Annotated in this window: 15 protein-coding genes; 4 read left to right on the top strand and 11 right to left on the bottom strand. The window is 39.2% G+C overall.

Going from position 1 to position 18639, the window contains the following annotated elements:
- Positions 1-19: 19 nt before the first annotated feature.
- The 6 genes from nuoF to hexA form a co-directional block, all read right to left on the bottom strand.
- Entirely contained in the window at positions 20-1384 is a 1365-nt protein-coding gene (gene nuoF / locus DK861_RS09285; RefSeq protein ID WP_072063177.1) for an NADH-quinone oxidoreductase subunit NuoF, read from the bottom strand.
- On the bottom strand, positions 1381-1926 hold the full coding sequence (gene nuoE / locus DK861_RS09280) for an NADH-quinone oxidoreductase subunit NuoE (RefSeq protein WP_006533305.1): 546 nt from the start codon (positions 1924-1926) through the stop codon (positions 1381-1383). The genes nuoF and nuoE overlap by 4 nt, the downstream gene beginning before the upstream one ends.
- 2 nt (positions 1927-1928) lie before the next feature.
- Positions 1929-3725, bottom strand: a complete 1797-nt coding sequence (gene nuoC / locus DK861_RS09275) for an NADH-quinone oxidoreductase subunit C/D (RefSeq protein WP_109399895.1) — start codon at positions 3723-3725, stop codon at positions 1929-1931.
- 76 nt (positions 3726-3801) lie between these two features.
- On the bottom strand, positions 3802-4476 hold the full coding sequence (locus tag DK861_RS09270) for an NADH-quinone oxidoreductase subunit B (RefSeq protein WP_004243697.1): 675 nt from the start codon (positions 4474-4476) through the stop codon (positions 3802-3804).
- A 17-nt stretch (positions 4477-4493) separates the two neighbouring features.
- On the bottom strand, positions 4494-4946 hold the full coding sequence (locus DK861_RS09265) for an NADH-quinone oxidoreductase subunit A (RefSeq protein WP_072068609.1): 453 nt from the start codon (positions 4944-4946) through the stop codon (positions 4494-4496).
- Between the two features lie 797 nt (positions 4947-5743).
- Positions 5744-6661 (bottom strand): transcriptional regulator HexA, encoded by a 918-nt coding sequence (gene hexA, locus DK861_RS09255; protein ID WP_006533310.1) that lies wholly within the window; start codon positions 6659-6661, stop codon positions 5744-5746.
- An 859-nt stretch (positions 6662-7520) separates the two neighbouring features.
- On the opposite strand from hexA, the gene DK861_RS09250 reads away from it, so the two are divergent.
- Positions 7521-8735: a pyridoxal phosphate-dependent aminotransferase gene (locus DK861_RS09250; protein ID WP_072063486.1), complete on the top strand. Its 1215-nt coding sequence runs from the start codon at positions 7521-7523 to the stop codon at positions 8733-8735.
- 136 nt (positions 8736-8871) lie between these two features.
- Positions 8872-9453 carry a 5'-deoxynucleotidase gene (yfbR, locus tag DK861_RS09245; protein ID WP_109399894.1) on the top strand — a complete coding sequence of 194 codons (582 nt, stop codon included), beginning with the start codon at positions 8872-8874 and terminating at the stop codon, positions 9451-9453.
- A gap of 47 nt (positions 9454-9500) precedes the next feature.
- On the opposite strand, the gene DK861_RS09240 is transcribed toward yfbR, so the two are convergent.
- The 5 genes from DK861_RS09240 to yfbV all read right to left on the bottom strand — a co-directional run bounded on the left by DK861_RS09240 (position 9501) and on the right by yfbV (position 14647).
- A complete protein-coding gene (locus tag DK861_RS09240; RefSeq protein WP_109399893.1) occupies positions 9501-10730 on the bottom strand; it encodes a hypothetical protein in 1230 nt (409 codons plus the stop codon).
- A 191-nt stretch (positions 10731-10921) separates the two neighbouring features.
- Complete coding sequence (locus tag DK861_RS09235) at positions 10922-12751, bottom strand: SLC13 family permease (RefSeq protein ID WP_109399892.1); 1830 nt, start codon at positions 12749-12751, stop codon at positions 10922-10924.
- 109 nt (positions 12752-12860) lie between these two features.
- Complete coding sequence (locus tag DK861_RS09230; RefSeq protein ID WP_109399891.1) at positions 12861-13523, bottom strand: sugar phosphatase; 663 nt, start codon at positions 13521-13523, stop codon at positions 12861-12863.
- Between the two features lie 34 nt (positions 13524-13557).
- Positions 13558-14052, bottom strand: coding sequence for a YfbU family protein (locus DK861_RS09225; protein WP_109399923.1), 495 nt, complete (start codon positions 14050-14052; stop codon positions 13558-13560).
- Between the two features lie 139 nt (positions 14053-14191).
- Positions 14192-14647 carry a terminus macrodomain insulation protein YfbV gene (gene yfbV, locus DK861_RS09220; RefSeq protein WP_069367978.1) on the bottom strand — a complete coding sequence of 152 codons (456 nt, stop codon included), beginning with the start codon at positions 14645-14647 and terminating at the stop codon, positions 14192-14194.
- Positions 14648-15039: 392 nt separating this feature from the next.
- Here yfbV and ackA point away from each other — a divergent pair, with 392 nt between their 5' ends.
- Both ackA and pta read left to right on the top strand, forming a co-directional pair.
- On the top strand, positions 15040-16242 hold the full coding sequence (gene ackA, locus DK861_RS09215) for an acetate kinase (RefSeq protein WP_006533321.1): 1203 nt from the start codon (positions 15040-15042) through the stop codon (positions 16240-16242).
- 77 nt (positions 16243-16319) lie between these two features.
- Complete coding sequence (gene pta, locus DK861_RS09210) at positions 16320-18464, top strand: phosphate acetyltransferase (RefSeq protein WP_072063186.1); 2145 nt, start codon at positions 16320-16322, stop codon at positions 18462-18464.
- Positions 18465-18639 lie beyond the last annotated feature (175 nt).

Genomic DNA, 18639 nt, shown 5'->3' with positions numbered 1-18639 from the left:
TAGAATGTGTCGTGAAAAATTACCAGCGGCTTTTCAGCAAGTTAGGCTGAATACCTCTGATTAAGTTGGCATTTGTATAATCTTCTTGAATAATGCCCGCTTCAAATTCTTCACGGAAATATTTAATGGCGCTTTGTAAAGGTTCTACCGCACCCGGTGCGTGAGCACAGAATGTGTGTCCTGGACTTAAAGAACGACATAAATGCTCAAGGGTTTCAATATCACCAGGGCGACCTTTACCGTTTTCTATCGCACGTAAGATTTCGACACTCCATGGCAAGCCATCACGGCAAGGTGTACACCAGCCACAAGATTCACGCGCAAAGAACTCTTCTAAGTTGCGAGTTAATGAAACCATATTAATTTCATTATCTACTGCCATCGCAAGCGCTGTGCCTAAACGGCTACCTGCTTTTGCAATCGTGCCAAAATCCATTGGGAGATCGAGGTGATCTTCTGTTAAGAAATCAGTACCTGCACCACCCGGTTGCCATGCTTTCAGCTTAAGACCATCACGCATACCGCCTGCGTAATCTTCAAGGATCTCACGCGCGGTTGTACCAAATGGTAATTCCCATAAGCCCGGAAATTTCACACGACCAGAGAATCCCATTAATTTAGTACCCGCGTCTGGGCTTTTGCCTTCACTTAAGCCGATGTACCAATCTTTGCCATGTTCAATAATCGCGGGCACGTTACACAGTGTTTCAACGTTATTGACACAGGTTGGTTTACCCCATGCACCTGATGTTGCAGGGAATGGTGGTTTAGAGCGCGGGTTAGCACGACGACCTTCTAAGGAGTTGATTAATGCCGTCTCTTCACCACAGATGTAACGACCAGCACCTGTATGAACAAACAGTTCAAAGTCAATTCCTGAACCGAAGATATTTTTACCAAGGAAACCCGCTGCTTTTGCTTCCTCAATGGCATGGCGTAAATGCTTAGCCGCTTCAATATATTCGCCACGAAGGAAAATATAACCACGGTAAGCTTTTAGTGCGTGAGCGCCGATAATCATCCCTTCAATTAATAGATGTGGAAGTTCTTCCATTAAGAGACGGTCTTTATAAGTACCCGGCTCCATTTCATCTGCATTACAAAGGATGTAACGGATATTCATGCTTTCATCTTTTGGCATCAGGCTCCATTTCAAGCCTGTTGAGAATCCAGCACCACCACGACCTTTTAGGCCAGCATCTTTAACTTCAGTAGTCACCTCAGTCGGAGACATCCCTTTTAATGCTTTTTCTGCCGCTTTATAACCGTTTTTAGCACGGTATTCATCCAGCCATACAGGCTGACGATCATCGCGTAAGCGCCACGTTAGCGGATGCGTTTCTGCGCTACGAATAATCGGTTTTGCTCCTGAAATTGCTGTCATGGATACTGCTCCAGTAACGTTTCAATCTCTTCAGGTTTAACAAAGCTGTGAGTATCGTCATCTACCATCATGGTAGGACCTTTATCACAATTACCTAAACAGCAGGTTGGCAGTAATGTAAAGCGACCATCTGGTGTTGTTTGACCAGGGATAATATTAAGATGCTTTTCAATTGCTGCTTGAATGCCTTGATAACCTGTAATATGACAAACCACGCTGTCACAAAAACGAATAATGTGACGGCCAACGGGTTGGCGGAAAATTTGGCTATAGAACGTAGCAACGCCTTCAACATCGCTTGCAGGGATCCCAAGAACATCCGCAATCGCATAAATCGCGCCGTCTTCCACCCAACCGCGGTTCTTTTGCACAATTTTCAGTGCTTCAATAGAGGCTGCTCGCGGATCTTCGTAGTGATGTTTTTCTTGTTCAATTTCAGCACGTTCTTCTTCAGTTAAAACAAACGTTGCTTTCTTTGAATGTGTTACATCAACGATTTCGATCTGCACTGCATCATCTTTTTGGTTTAATTCATTTTGCATGATTAACGATCCACATCCGACATTACAAAATCAATACTTCCCAGATACACAATCAAGTCAGAAACCAAGCTACCGCGGATAACCGCTGGGATTTGTTGTAAATGAGCAAAACTAGGCGTACGAATACGTGTACGGTAGCTCATTGTGCTGCCATCGCTGGTTAAGTAATAACTGTTGATCCCTTTAGTGGCTTCAACCATCTGGAATGATTCATTAGCAGGCATAACCGGGCCCCATGAAACCTGTAAGAAGTGGTTAATCATGGTTTCGATATGCTGTAATGTGCGCTCTTTTGGTGGAGGCGTTGTCAGTGGATGATCTGCTTTAAATGGCCCTTCTGGCATATTTTTATAGCACTGTTCCAAAATGCGTAAGCTCTGGCGTAGCTCTTCTACTTTCAGCATTACACGATCGTAACAGTCACCATTGCTTGCGACAGGGATTTCAAATTCAAAGTTTTCATAACCTGAATATGGGCGCCATTTACGCACGTCAAATTCAACACCTGTTGCACGAAGACCCGCACCTGTGACTCCCCACTCTAACGCTTCTTTTGCGTTATATGAGGCAACGCCAATAGTACGACCTTTCAAAATACTGTTTTGCAACGCTGCTTTTACGTAAGAATCTAGACGTTTTGGCATCCAATCTAAAAATTCACGTAATAAGCGTTCCCAACCACGTGGCAAGTCATGAGCAACACCGCCAATACGGAACCATGCAGGATGCATACGGAATCCGGTAATCGCTTCAACAATGTTGTAAACTTTTTGGCGATCAGTAAAGGCGAAGAACACCGGTGTCATTGCACCAACGTCTTGGATAAAGGTACTGATATACAGTAAGTGGCTATTAATACGAAATAGCTCAGACAGCATGACACGAATGACTTTGACGCGTTCAGGCACTTCGATACCGGCAAGTTTTTCCACTGCAAGTACATAAGGCATTTCGTTAACGCATCCGCCGAGGTATTCGATTCGATCTGTATATGGGATATAGCTGTGCCAAGATTGGCGCTCACCCATTTTTTCAGCACCACGGTGGTGATAACCCACATCAGGTACACAGTCGACGATTTCCTCGCCATCAAGCTGAAGAATAATACGGAATGCACCGTGAGAGGATGGATGGTTAGGGCCGAGGTTTAAGAACATAAAGTCCTCATTCTCCGTACCGCGTTTCATCCCCCACTCTTCAGGTTTAAATGTCAGCGATTCCATTTCCAGATCCTGCTTCTGCTTTGTCAGCACATAAGGATCGAACTCTGTCGCACGAGCAGGATAATCTTTACGCAGTGGATGACCTTCCCAATCAGGAAGCATCATAATACGGCGTAAATTGGGGTGCCCATTAAAGACAATCCCAAACATATCCCAGACTTCACGCTCATACCAATTCGAGTTAGGAAAGAGAGATGTGATTGTCGGAACATTAAGATCATTTTCACTTAATGCGACTTTCAACATAATATCTTTATTACGATCGATTGATATCAGATGATAGAAAACGGAAAAGTCTGCTGCTGGTAAGCCTTGGCGGTGCGTACGAAGACGCTCATCAAAGCCATGCATATCAAACAGCATGACATAAGGTTTTGGTAAAGATTTGAGGTATTGCAGTACCTCAATGAGTTGTTCCCGCTTAACCCAAACAACTGGCATGCCAGTACGAGTAGGCTGGAACGTAAACGCATCTGGCCCAAATTTCTGACGCAGTTCATTAACTACCTGATCATCAATATGATCGGTCGTTTCCCACGCTGGCCGAGCGCCTTTTTGCGCTATCTGATCGGTCATTTCTATTCACCACAACTTTGATCAGGGTTACTATGATCGCAACACATTGCTCTGGTTACGTCTTAGGCAAAAGCCTTTAAATTTCGTCAGGAGTACGCAGATTTTTGACTGCGATACGCTCACCGTGTTTTCTTTCTCGTTCTGATTGCATATTGGCACGGTAAACGCCTTGGTCGCCGACAACCCATGATAATGGGCGACGTTCTTTACCAATGGACTCTTGTAATAACATCAGTGCTTGCATATAAGCTTCAGGGCGTGGCGGACATCCAGGAATATACACATCAACTGGAATGAACTTATCCACACCTTGCACTACTGAGTAGATGTCATACATACCACCAGAGTTAGCACATGCACCCATAGAGATAACCCATTTAGGCTCTAACATCTGATCGTATAAACGCTGAATAACGGGTGCCATTTTCGTAAAGCAAGTACCCGCAACCACCATAAAGTCAGCTTGACGAGGGGATGCACGTAATACTTCTGAACCAAAACGAGCCACGTCATGTACAGCTGTAAATGACGTCACCATTTCAACGTAACAACAAGAAAGACCAAAGTTATATGGCCATAAAGAGTTTTTCCGTCCCCAGTTCACAACGTCATGCAACGCATGTTCCAGTTTTCCCATATACACACTGCGATGAACGTGAGCATCTAATGGGTCACTGACAATTTCCTGTGATTGCAGGGGATAACGGTCATTCTCACCGTTCGGATCTATGCGGGTGAGCGTATAATCCATTTCTAATGCCTCGCTTATTACTGCTGCGGATGTTTGCCGCTGGTTAATCGAACATGGCTTTTACTCGCAGTTTCACGGCGAGAGCGAATAGGCGTCCAATCTAATGCACCTATGCGAACCAAATAGAATAATCCAGCTAATAAAATAGCGATGAAGACTGATGCTTCAATAAAGCCTAACCAGCCAACTTCACGAACGGAAACAGCCCAGGCATAAAGAAACAGTGCTTCAACATCGAAAATAACGAAAAACATGGCAACTAAATAGAATTTAGCTGACATGCGCAGACGAGCGCTGCCAACAGAATCAAGACCAGATTCATAAGGAACATGCTTTGCCCTTGCCTGTGCGCGTCCGCCTAAATAGCGGGCACCCAACAACATGAGCGAACATAACCCCAATGCGCCTATGAGGAAGACAGCAAATGCCCAATGATGGGCGATAACTTCGGTGGTTGTAGACATACTCATTGCTTACTCATCAAAGGTGGTGTCAATTAACCAACTCTTATCCGGCGGTTTACACCACATTTCTAATTACGAAAAAAAAGGCGAATTAAACAGACTTGCTAATTAAAGAAATAATAACAGTCTATTTATACCTTTTTTCTTTTTTAGAAAACTTTGCGACAAGTCACTCAGTTTTCTATCGCGATTTAACAAATTAAACACTCATTTTTAACACTTAATTACTGGCTAATGCTAAAACGTGTCAGTCAACCGACAAACTTTATGCTAACACGCTTAGTCTAACCGATAATTCGATTTTACTACACCAGTATCTCAGGAAAAACCTTATTCAACACAGGCAAATGTGCCTTATTTTTTTGATCAAACTCACAAAATAGTCGAAAAAACGCCTAATCAGTTTAAAATTTATCCAAATTTTAACAAATTAACTTTCTAATATTGTGGAGAAGGTCAAATATCCGCTTAGATTTACTTTTTTATTCTCTTAAAACCTAGACAAACTTTTTATTTGTTAACAAATCCTACAAGTGATTAACCAAGAGGGAAGGTAAACATTTTTTTAACAAATAGTTTAGGTAGTAATGGAATGAAATGTCACAAAGATAAATACATAAAACAACATAATTATTAACATAATGTTACTACTTCAGAAGAAAGCAATAAAAAAACGGAAATAAATGCACTTCATTGCATCTATTCCCGTTTATTATTCATCACTATCCAGTTTTATTTGACTCTATTTTAATCTTTAATTTTTGTGTTTTAACGCTAAAAAATTCACACAATTATTAATGTGATTATTCAAGTTCAGTAGAGCTAATATCTTCAGATGCAGTGACAGTATAAGGTGTTTTCTTGTTTTCAATCGCATTGAATACTGTTAACACCGCTTCATTTTGTTCATCAGAGTTACGATATAACCAATATTGTGTTTCAGGTAAACGCGGTAAACCTTCGCTTTCACCTAAAATACGCAAATCAGCATTTTGCATTTCAAGTGGACGAGCAGTAATACCCACTTCTGCATTAACTGCCGCACGAACAGCAGATAAAGAAGCGGCTTCATAAGCAACACGCCATTGAATTCCAGCGTCATCTAACGTGTTTATCGCTAATTGACGGAATGGATTCGTTTCATCCATAACAACTAAAGGAATAGGTTCATTCATTTGTAATTGAAAATCTGGCGCACAATGCCATAACACTGGTGCAGTACGTAACGCTGTACGTGGGTGATGACCAATACGTGCTGTTGTTAACGCTAAATCAATTTCATGATTATCTAGCATTGTCTCAATATATTGAGAACGCTTAATACGTACATCAACAGCTAAACGAGGATACACTGACGCGATACGATTTAATAAAAACGGTAATAAAGTATCGACAGAGTCATCAGAAGCACCAATACGTAGCTCCCCTTCTGCATCGCTATACGTTAATGATGCCGTTGCATCATCATTTGCACGCAGAATTTGACGCGCATAACCTAACAGTTGTAGACCATGCTCGGTTAAAAGTTTATTACGACCATGACGGGCGAAAAGCTCTCTACCCACCAATTGCTCTAAACGTTGCATCTGCTGACTCACAGCAGATTGGGTTCGACATACAGCAGCCGCGGCGGCTGCAAAAGTGTTCAAATCTGCTACAGCTACAAACGTTCTAAGCAGATCGAGGTCGAGATTCATTATCGGACGATTTGCATTAATCATTGTTTATTCTTCACTTATTTTTGATTTTTAAATTACATATACCTGGTGTTTTATATCAAAAGTCTAAAAAGACTTCCGATTCAGACTGTACTTTACTCTGAAAAGGAGAGCAAAGACATACAGAATACTTTACATTTGTTTCTTATCGTTTACACCTCCTAGATAGAAAGGAATTGCATCTTTTTGTAACAAATTAAATTTTATTATCATTTTATATATTCACAAGAAAGAACTTTATACCGTCATCACAAGTTAGACTTAGATCATGCTATATTGTTTTCTCATTCATAAATTTTAACATTTTGAAAATAATTTAGATTATCTTAACTATACATTCAAGTTTAAGTATTTCCCCCTATAAACTAAATTTAAGATTTAAATTTAATTTATACTTAAACTAATTGATTGCTATAGAATAAAGTAGATTTAACCATATTATTTGAAAATTTAATATATTAAGTCAGATAATACAAATCCGATAAAATTATTCAATAATTGATTATGCAACATTTCACTTACTAACCTATCACATCAACTTATTTCTAATCGACACACTAAAAAGGCCCTTTTCATCAGAATAACAATCTGGATTATTTATCAAATCTGAAACATAATCCCACAGTAGGTAATATATTCAGTCATCAAAATAACATTCCAAGAATAAACTGACCTTTTACACCAAAAATTACCTAGCATCTTCAAAAGTTTGTAACGTGAGAGTAGAGTGATAGAACAGTTATTTGCTGGGATAACCTTTTCATTTGTATCTTTCTATATGAATAGCAACCGGCGATAAATGTCGCTAAGTCGCCATAATCACAATAAAGATACGAGTCAGACCCTATTAGGTAAACGCGCTATGAATCAGATTAAAAAATCAAACAAACTCGAACATGTCTGTTACGACATTAGAGGTCCGGTTTTGCAAGAGGCAAAACGTCTGGAAGAAGAAGGTAACAAAGTTTTAAAACTCAATATTGGTAACCCAGCACCTTTTGGCTTTGAAGCACCTGATGAAATTTTAGTAGATGTGATCCGCAATCTACCAAGCTCTCAGGGTTATAGTGACTCTAAAGGTCTGTTTTCCGCGCGTAAAGCTATCATGCAGCATTATCAAGCTCGTGATATGCGAGATATCACTGTTGAAGACATCTATATTGGTAATGGTGTTTCTGAGTTAATCGTACAAGCGATGCAAGCGTTATTGAATAATGGCGATGAAATGCTAGTACCAGCGCCTGATTACCCATTATGGACAGCCGCTGTTTCCCTTTCTGGGGGAAATGCCGTTCATTATATGTGTGACGAGCAACAAGGTTGGTTCCCTGATCTCGATGATATTCGTAGTAAAATTACAAAAAATACCCGCGGTATTGTTATTATCAATCCAAATAATCCAACAGGTGCGGTGTATAGCAAAGATATTCTGATGGAAATCGTTGAGATAGCACGTCAACACAACCTGATTATCTTCGCTGACGAGATCTACGATAAAATTCTGTATGACGATGCACAACATCATTCTATCGCTGCCATGGCACCCGATTTATTAACCGTAACATTTAATGGTTTATCAAAAACTTACCGTGTTGCAGGTTTCCGTCAAGGTTGGATGGTATTAAACGGCCCTAAAAAACAGGCTAAAAGCTATATTGAAGGCTTAGATATGCTGGCATCGATGCGTTTATGTGCCAACGTACCAATGCAACATGCTATTCAAACGGCATTAGGAGGCTATCAAAGTATTAGTGAATTTATTCTGCCTGGTGGTCGTTTATACGAACAACGCAATCGAGCTTGGGAACTCATTAATCAAATCCCGGGAGTTTCTTGTGTTAAACCTATGGGGGCGTTGTATATGTTCCCTAAAATAGACCTTAACCGCTACAGTATTAAAAACGATCAGAAAATGATCCTTGATTTATTACTGCAAGAAAAAGTGTTATTGGTACAAGGAACCGCCTTTAACTGGCCATACCCAGACCATTTCCGTATTGTGACCCTTCCGCGTGAAGATGATTTAGATATGGCAATCCAAAAATTTGGTCGTTTTATTGTGGGTTATCATCAATAAAATTGTCTACACCTAAAATAAAACGCAATATTACAATACGTTATATTGCGTTTTTTTATTTTATTTTTTATTAATGTTTACATCTATCTATTATCCACTCACAATAATGTCTTCAATCACGCAATTGGGAGATATTATGAGTTACTTTTTTGCCCACCTTTCTCGCTTAAAACTCATTACTCGTTGGCCTTTAATGCGTAATATTCGCCAAGAAAATGTGTCTGAACACAGTTTACAAGTTGCTTTTGTCGCCCATGCCTTAGCAGTGATAAAAAACCGCAAGTTTGGTGGCAATGTCAATGCAGAGCGAATTGCATTACAAGCGATGTATCATGATGCCAGCGAAGTGATCACTGGCGATATGCCAACGCCTATTAAATATCACAACCCTCAAATTGCTCATGAATATAAAAAAATAGAAAAATATGCACAGCAAAAACTAATTGAAATGTTACCCGAAGAACTACAAGACGATTTTCGTCCTCTTATTGATGAGCAATTACATAATGAAGAAGAAACGTTTATTGTTAAGCAAGCAGATAGTCTGTGCGCTTATTTAAAATGTCTTGAAGAGTTAGCTGCAGGTAATAGCGAATTTAATTTAGCGAAAAATCGCCTAGAGAAAACACTTGCTGAAAGGCATAGCCCAGAAATGGATTATTTTATGAAGGTGTTTGTACCGGGATTTAGTTTATCGCTGGATGAGATTAGTGAGTGATAATAATCACTCACTTTAAAGTTGAGACTATAATTTACTGATATACATCAACCTTCATTTTTCACATCCTTTTTATCAGGGTTAATATCATTATCATTCATATTTTCCATTTCCTTTATATTTTCCGCTAAAAACTTCAATGTATTAGATTCAAAACTTTTTATCAAACCTTCTGTTAATTTATTTAGTTTATCATTTTTGCTATTATCTTTACCAATAACTAAATTTCTTATTCCTTTCATACCTCTAATAAATACATTACTTCTATTGATACTTTTTGTTTTTCCCATAGCAAGCATTATTATATCATTTTTATTTTCATCAAGTTTTAGTGTTTTTATATAATCTAATGTTTGGTCAATTGCTGAATTAACTGTCTCTAATCGTTTTTCTGAGTTTAATGTAGCAGCAAACTCTAGACCTTTATCTTTGATCATTTTTTCAATAATATTTTCGGCTTGTTCTAAATTAACATGAATATTATTATCATTAAGATAGTGTTCAGCAACTCCTTGAAAAATATCATGTGTATTTAATTCACTTTTATTTCTAACAATATTTTTATTTTTAAAATCATTAACAAGTTCAAAAAGACTTTCTATTTTTTTATCAAATTTGTTTGACTCCATCGTTTTTAATATATTTTTCGCTCTATTAGTGATATTCAATTTATTTTTTCTAGCGTCTATATATCCTTGGTATTTCTTATTTAAATAATCCTTTACATAATCAACAGAATCATTCTTATTATTATTTTCTAATATAGAAAAAATTATTGCCTCATCTGCATTTTTTAATTCTAATGAAATAGAAAAATTAGTCATTGCTTTTGATGCTTTATCATGAAACTCAGGTGCCAATGAAGTAAAATTATTATACTTTGATAATATCTCACTCCCCACACTTTCTTTATTATTAATCAAACTATTTGCAATTAATCCTTTAAAAACAATTCGATGCGTAGAAATGGCCTGTTTTATCTGCTCTAGGTCATCACTAGCACTTTGAGTCAAATTTTTATTATGTTCGCTAGAAAAAACAATGTTTTTATTATTCACTCTTGCGGTTGATTTACCATGGATATTTTTTTCTATTATTATCTCTTTTATTTTATTTCTTAATACTTTGTTACTTTCTTTTGATGTATGATTATTGTTATTAGTTTTAAACTCTTTACTACTATTTGATATAACGTTTACTCCTTTGTTATTTTGACTATTTTGATCAGACTTAATCGAAACGGTTCCTTGGCGGGACGTTGAAATTATAGCAACCATATATATATCTCTCTTATTAAATTATTTTCAACTCAATAATATGACTATACTTTTTTTTCTAAGAAAGATTTTCAAAAAACACACATTCATAGATATGTCGTATACATCAAATAAAAAACCACCGACCAGTAAATAAAAAACGCTGTTTATTAATTAACAAACAGCGTTTCAGCAAAAAAAAGTATTAATATTTAGAATGGGAATAATAGCGGGATCAGGAAGACACTAATCAACATCACAATAATCGTAAATGGCACACCAATCTTAATAAAATCGGCAAACTTATAACCACCTGGCTCAAGGATTAGCGTATTAACAGGCGATGAAACCGGCGTCATAAATGCTGCAGATGCTGCAACACCAATCACCATTGCAAATGGTAATGGTGATACATGCATTTGATTTGCGGCCGCAATAGCAATTGGTGCCATTAATACTGCAGTCGCGGTATTTGAAATAAACAACCCAATTGATGCACAAAGTATAAATAAACACACCAACATCACTTGAGGACCAGCACTACCTGCCACATCCATTAAGCCATTAACAATAAGCTCTATGCCGCCTGTTTTTTGTAATGCTGCAGCAAAAGGCATCATACCGACAATTAAAATAATGCTTGGCCAATGAATAGAGCGATAAGCACTTTCCATATCAATACAACGGAATTTACCCATTAATAAACAGGCAATAAGTGCCGCAATAAAGTTAGGAACTTCATTCGTTACCATTAATGCCACCATTAACGCTAACGAAAACAGTGCATGAGGAGCTTGAGATGAAGCAGGCGCCACAGTTTCAATTTCTGCCGCTAAATTTAACACGATAAAATTACGTGGTTTGGTTGATAAAATCCGAATAAGTTTCCAATCACCAATCACTAATAACACATCACCAAGGCGTAATGGCTCATCGACAATTTTACCCGGTAAGGCACTTCCTTCACGGCGAATAGCAACCACGTTTAATCCGTAGCGAGTACGGAATTTAATCTCTCTTAATGATTTGCCTAATAACTCTGAATCTGGATTCATGGATACTTCAGCAAGCCCTACATCACGAGATTGTTCAGAAAAATATTCGCCTCGCAAGACCATTGGCTCTAACATTTGTTCACGGCAAAACTCACGTAAATCGACATCACTAGCGGACATATCAACTAATAGAACATCTCGCTCTCTTAATTCTGTACCACCAGTTGCACTGACCATCACACGCCGAAAACGCCTCCAGCGTTCAATACCGACAACGTTTGCACCATAACGTGAACGTAAGTGTAATTCATCAAGTGAATGACCTATCAGTGGAGAGCCTTTACGAATAGCTAAACGGCGAGCACGCCCCGCTAACTGATAATCACGAATAAGATCACGGAAAGTACGGCGATAAGCTTCTTTTTGCTTACCATTATCGTTATTTCCTAACCACCTGCGTACCACCAGCATATAAAGAATGCCTGCGAATAATACGGCGATACCAATAGGCGTAATAGAGAAAAACTGAAAACTCGGTAACCCCTCTCTGACTAATTCACTGTTAACAACCATATTAGGTGGCGTTGCCACTAAGGTCATTAAGCCACTAATCAATCCAGCAAAACCTAACGGCATCATTAAACGACCGGGTGATGTTTTCATTCGAGCTGCAACACTCAATACAACAGGAATAAATATTGCGACAACGCCAGTTGAACTCATGAAAGCACCTAGACTTGCTACGCATATCATTAATAGCACAAGCATTTTAACTTCACTATTACCCGCGACACGTACCAGCCAGTCCCCCATTTGATAAGCCACGCCCGTTCTCACTAACCCTTCGCCAATAACAAAAAGGGCAGCAATAAGCAATACGTTTGGATCGCTAAATCCTACCGTGGCTTCATTTAATGAGAGAGTTCCACTAAGAACGAATGCGATAATGACAAGTAAAGCGACCACATCCATGCGGATTTTGTTGGTCGTAAAAAGGACAATAGCTATCAATAGCAGGCTTAAAACCCATAATAATTCGCTATTCAAAATGGCCTCGATCAGCAATAAGTGAAAACAAGTTAAGACATCAATTCACTACATTGATAAGTAGACCATTTTTACAACAATAAATCTTCTAATATGATCAAAGAAAAGACTATCTTTTGTGCGTTATTATCACTTTTTCAGCTTGCTTCTCGATTTGAATATTGTTTAAAAAATCAATGATTAAATGAATCTCATTGCGGCGAGGGAGAGAAAGAGGTGCATGAACAGCAACGACTTGACATCCTGCATCTAAACCAGAGTAAATACCCGCTGCAGCATCTTCAAAAACGACACAATCCTGTGGCAATAAACCCAATTTTTTGGCACCTAAAAGATAAGGCTCAGGATTAGGTTTACCTTTACTAATACATTCCGCGGTAACCCAATGCTTAGGTTCAGGGATACCCGTGACAGATTGGCGCGTTGAGGCGATAGGAACAGTACCAGATGTGACAATCGCCCATGGAATATTTAAGTCATTAAGACGATTAATTAACTCAATAGCCCCTGGAAGCGGTGCTAAACCCTCTGTTTGTGTTGATTCTAATTTTTCTAACCAACGAAAAGTTTCTGTTATCTCTTGTTCGGTAGCATTAGGCATAAAATGGCGAATCGACTCAATAGCAGGCTTTCCATGGATGTAGTCATTAATCTCTTGTGTTGATACGCCAACGCGTTCACCAAATAACGCCCAGCAATGTTCAACAACAGGTAATGAATCAACTAATGTTCCATCTAAATCAAATAGAAAGCCTTTACATGTGATCGCCATAATTTATGCCTACCTTAGAATGATGCGTTACTTATTACGCATTAAGAATTTGTTGGATTTCAACGACGCTAAGGTGATATTGACGAGGGCACGCTAACCAAACAGCCAGCATTCTCTGGTATTTTTCCCACATTGGTGTTTGTGAGTTAAAACCATGACTGCCACTATCAAAATGTGTATAACGCCCTTCTGTATTCACCATAAAACGCACATAACTAAGATAGCGGGATTCTGTCGCCGCATCAAAGCCAATAAATGCAACACGACGAGCATCAGGCATTTCTTGATCTTTTAAGTTATCGCGAGAAACTTGCAGTGCATGGTACATTTCCATGACGTTAATAATGGTACGGCAAGTCTCCTCAGACATTTCATCAAAATCACGGTCTAGTTCACGTAATTGTAATCCGTAACCGCGTTCAATGATTGTCTGATAGCGACGATAACGTTCAGCGTTATCAGGATCCATCATAGTCATCATTTTGTATTGATTAGAGAGGATCAAGCGTTGTGCATGTGTCATTTCCATCATTAATTCTCCAAAGAAATCATTGAGGAGAGAATGACATTAATCAAAAGTATTGAGTAGTGTTAACTACGCGTTTTTTGATCTCAACGGGGTAATTCTGATGACAATCATGACCAACGAAGAAGGTAGAACAGATGTTCTACACATCATCAAGAAAAGAACGATCAAGTTGCTTAAAAGCGCGTTTTAATAAATGAGCTAAAGAAAGGTAAGTCGGCGTTTGTTCGACTGGTGCTAAAGCAATGCCTGCTTCTTCAAATTTCTCTCGAATTTCATAAAACCAGCGTAATAACGTAGCTGGAAGTGGCGTTGCTGCACGCTTACCTAACCACCACAACCCTTGCATTGGCAGACTACAGGCAAATAACGCCGTTGTAATTGCAGGCCCTAAATTACCGCCTAATGCGATTTGCCATGTCATTGTAAAAATAGCAATAGGTGGCATATAACGAATACCAAAACGTGTGGCTTTGACAATACGATTCTCAGGAAAAACAGGCGCTAATTGTTTTTCAACCGGCCAGGTTTTTAAATACTCGTTCCCCAAACGAAGCTTCTTAAAAAAGCCGGGGGGAGTCACTGTCGGTTCGCTCATAATGACCTCAATCAATTTCTTCTGTAACTTTTAAAAAATATCTATAAAGAATAAAAATCTTTTAGTAGAATTAAGTATATTTTGTCTTTGTTGCCTTTACTCTGTATCCTGTGCCCATTCTAAAGGTTTGTGGCAATAAAGCGCTATATTTTGTTTGCCGGCGTGATTTTCAACCCTTTTCGCCGATTTTAACGCGAAAAGTTAATGGGTGAATAAAAATCGTCCAATTAATGATTGGCAACTATAATTAGCATCAAGTTTTTTACTTTAAGCATGATGCGCGTCATTAATGTCATCATAGTAATGCGATAGGCTTTTATGATTGACGTTTTATTAACCACCGTCTTTATAATATAAAAGACACTACGACAACAAGATAAATAGGTAATTCCATGTCAAGTAAGCTGGTGCTGGTACTGAACTGCGGTAGTTCTTCTCTTAAATTTGCAATTATCAACCCAGAAAATGGTGAAGAATTCCTGTCAGGTTTGGCTGAATGCTTCAACCTTCCTGAAGCCCGCCTGAAGTGGAAAATGGATGGCCAAAAACATGAAGCTGCGTTAGGCGCAGGTGCTGCTCATAGCGAAGCATTAAACTTTATCGTAAATACTATTCTGGCTGAAAAACCAGAACTGTCTGCACAAATCGCTTCAATTGGTCACCGTATTGTTCACGGTGGTGAGAAATTCACTAAATCTGTCGTGATCACTGACGAAGTTATCAAAGGTATTGAAGCTGCTATCCCATTTGCTCCATTACATAACCCAGCTCACCTTATTGGTATTGAAGAAGCGCGTAAAGCATTCCCTCATTTAATTGAGAAAATGGTTGCGGTATTTGACACTGCATTCCACCAAACAATGCCAGAAGAAGCTTATCTGTATGCACTGCCATACAGCTTATATAAAGATCACAGCATCCGTCGTTACGGTGCTCACGGAACTAGCCATTTCTATGTTTCTCGTGAAGCCGCTAAAATGTTAAACAAACCTGTTGACGAACTGAACGTAATTACTTGCCACTTAGGTAATGGTGGTTCTGTTTCTGCTGTTGTTAACGGTAAATGTGTTGATACCTCTATGGGTCTGACTCCATTAGAAGGTTTAGTAATGGGTACTCGTAGTGGTGATATCGATCCTGCTATCGTGTTCCATTTACACGATACTTTAGGTATGAGTGTTGAAGACATCAACAAACTGCTGACTAAAGAATCTGGTCTGTTAGGTTTAACAGAAGTCACTAGTGACTGCCGTTATGTTGAAGATAACTACGACACTAAAGCAGATGCTAAACGTGCAATGGACGTTTACTGCCATCGTTTAGCGAAATACATCGGTTCTTACTGTGCACTGATGGAAGGTCGTTTAGATGCGATTATCTTTACTGGTGGTATCGGTGAAAACGCAGCAATGGTTCGTGAATTATCTCTGAAAAAACTGGCTCTATTAGGTTTTGAAGTTGACCATCAACGCAACTTAGATGCACGTTTCGGCAAATCAGGCACTATCACTACCGATAACAGCCGTCTTGCTGTTGTTATCCCAACTAACGAAGAGTTAGTTATCGCTCAGGACGCAAGTCGCCTGACCGCTTAAGTTCTTTGATGTGCTGCCAGTGTCATGCTGGCAGTACTGTTTTACATAACGAGCAACCGATATTTAAAGAGGTTTCCGTGTCCCGTACAATTATGTTAGTCCCAACTGATACACGCGTAGGTTTAACCAGCGTCAGCTTGGGTGTTATCCGTTCTATGGAACAAAAAGGCGTTCGCCTTAGCGTGTTCAAACCAATTGCACAACCTCGTGTAAAAGGCGCTTTAGATCAGACAACTGCGATTATCCGCTCTCACTCCACTATTCAATCATCAGAACCTTTAAACATGGATTATGTTGAGTCTCTACTCAGCTCAAACCAAAAAGATGTTTTGATGGAAGAAATTGTTGCTAGATACCATGAAAATACCACTGATGCAGAAGTTGTTCTCATCGAAGGCCTGGTACCTATGCGTAAGCACCCTTTTGCACAATCATTAAACTATGAAATTGCAAAAACATTAGGTGCTGAAATTGTTTTTGTTACTGCGCTAGGTAACAACACGGTTGAACAGCTAAAAGAGCGTATCGAATTTGCGCGTGCTGAATTCGGCGGTGTAAAAAACCAAAATATCACCGGTGTTATTGTTAACAAACTAAATGCACCTGTTGATGATCAAGGCCGTACTCGCCCTGACTTATCTGAAATCTTTGATGATTCAAGTAAAGCGATTATCTCTAATGTCGATTTAAAAACCATCGAAAAAAACAGCCCACTGCCTTTACTGGGTTGCATTCCATGGAACTTCGATTTAATCGCTACTCGTGCAACAGATATGGCAAAACACTTAAATGCGACTATCGTCAATAAAGGCGATATTGAAACTCGTCGTATTAAGTCTGTCACTTTCTGTGCCCGCAGTATTCCACACATGTTAGAGCACTTCCGTCCAGGTTCACTTTTAGTGACTTCAGCGGATCGCCCAGATGTATTAGTTTCAGCGTGCCTTGCTGCAATGAATGGCGTTGAAATTGGTGCAATTCTACTAACAGGTGGCTACCAAATCGATGCGCCTATCAAACAACTTTGTGAACGTGCATTCGAAACTGGTTTACCAATCTTTATGGTTAATGCGAACACTTGGCAGACCTCTTTAAATCTGCAAAGCTTTAGCTTAGAAGTGCCTGCTGATGACCATGAACGTATTGAAAAAATTCAGAACTACGTTGCTCAACATATCAATACACAATGGATTGATTCACTGACCGCTAACTCTGAACGCCCTAACCGTTTATCACCACCAGCATTCCGTTATCAATTAACAGAATTAGCACGTAAAGCGAAAAAACGTATTGTTTTACCAGAAGGTGATGAGCCACGTACTGTTAAAGCCGCCGCAATTTGTGCTGATCGTGGTATCGCGACTTGCGTACTGTTAGGTGATCCTGAAGAAATTCGTCGCGTAGCAACTGCACAAGGTGTTGAATTAGGCACAGGTATTGAGTTAGTCAATCCTAAAGAAGTACGTGAAATCTATGTACCTCGCTTAGTTGAACTACGCAAAAATAAAGGTATGACAGAAGTTGTTGCTCGTGAACAATTAGAAGATAACGTTGTTCTCGGCACATTAATGCTAGAAAAAGGCGAAGTAGACGGCCTAGTTTCTGGTGCTGTTCATACAACTGCTAACACTATTCGCCCACCATTACAGTTAATCAAAACTGCACCAGGTAGCTCATTAGTGTCTTCTGTGTTCTTTATGCTGTTACCTGAACAAGTTTATGTTTATGGTGACTGTGCAATTAACCCAGATCCAACAGCAGAACAACTGGCTGAAATCGCAATTCAATCTGCAGACTCTGCAATTGCATTCGGTATCGACCCACGCGTTGCGATGATCTCTTATTCTACTGGTAACTCTGGTGCAGGTAGCGATGTAGAGAAAGTTCGTGAAGCGACACGTTTAGCACAAGAAAAACGCCCTGATCTGATGATTGATGGTCCTTTACAATACGACGCAGCTGTTATGGCTGATGTTGCTAAATCTAAAGCACCAAACTCACCAGTTGCAGGTAAAGCAACTGTGTTTATCTTCCCTGATCTGAACACCGGTAACACCACTTATAAAGCGGTACAACGTTCAGCTGACTTGGTTTCAATCGGACCAATGTTACAAGGTATGCGTAAACCAGTGAATGACCTTTCTCGTGGTGCATTAGTAGACGATATCGTCTACACCGTTGCGTTGACAGCTATTCAAGCAAGCCAACAAGAAAACGCATAATTATTGAAGTTCGCTTCAAATAGAAAAACGCCAGATGATTGATTTCATCTGGCGTTTTTTATTCTACAGATTTTTTATTCAACGAAAATCCGAGGCAGTCTCAAAACAGACAACTTGATTCTGTCTCCTTTATAAAGGAGTGTCAAATAAAACCACACATATAAACACTCGATAT

This window comes from Proteus sp. TJ1640 (assembly GCF_003144445.1).
Lineage (GTDB): Bacteria > Pseudomonadota > Gammaproteobacteria > Enterobacterales > Enterobacteriaceae > Proteus > Proteus penneri.
The sequence above is the reverse complement of the archived record's forward strand: the minus strand, read 5'-3'. Positions and strand labels throughout refer to the sequence as shown.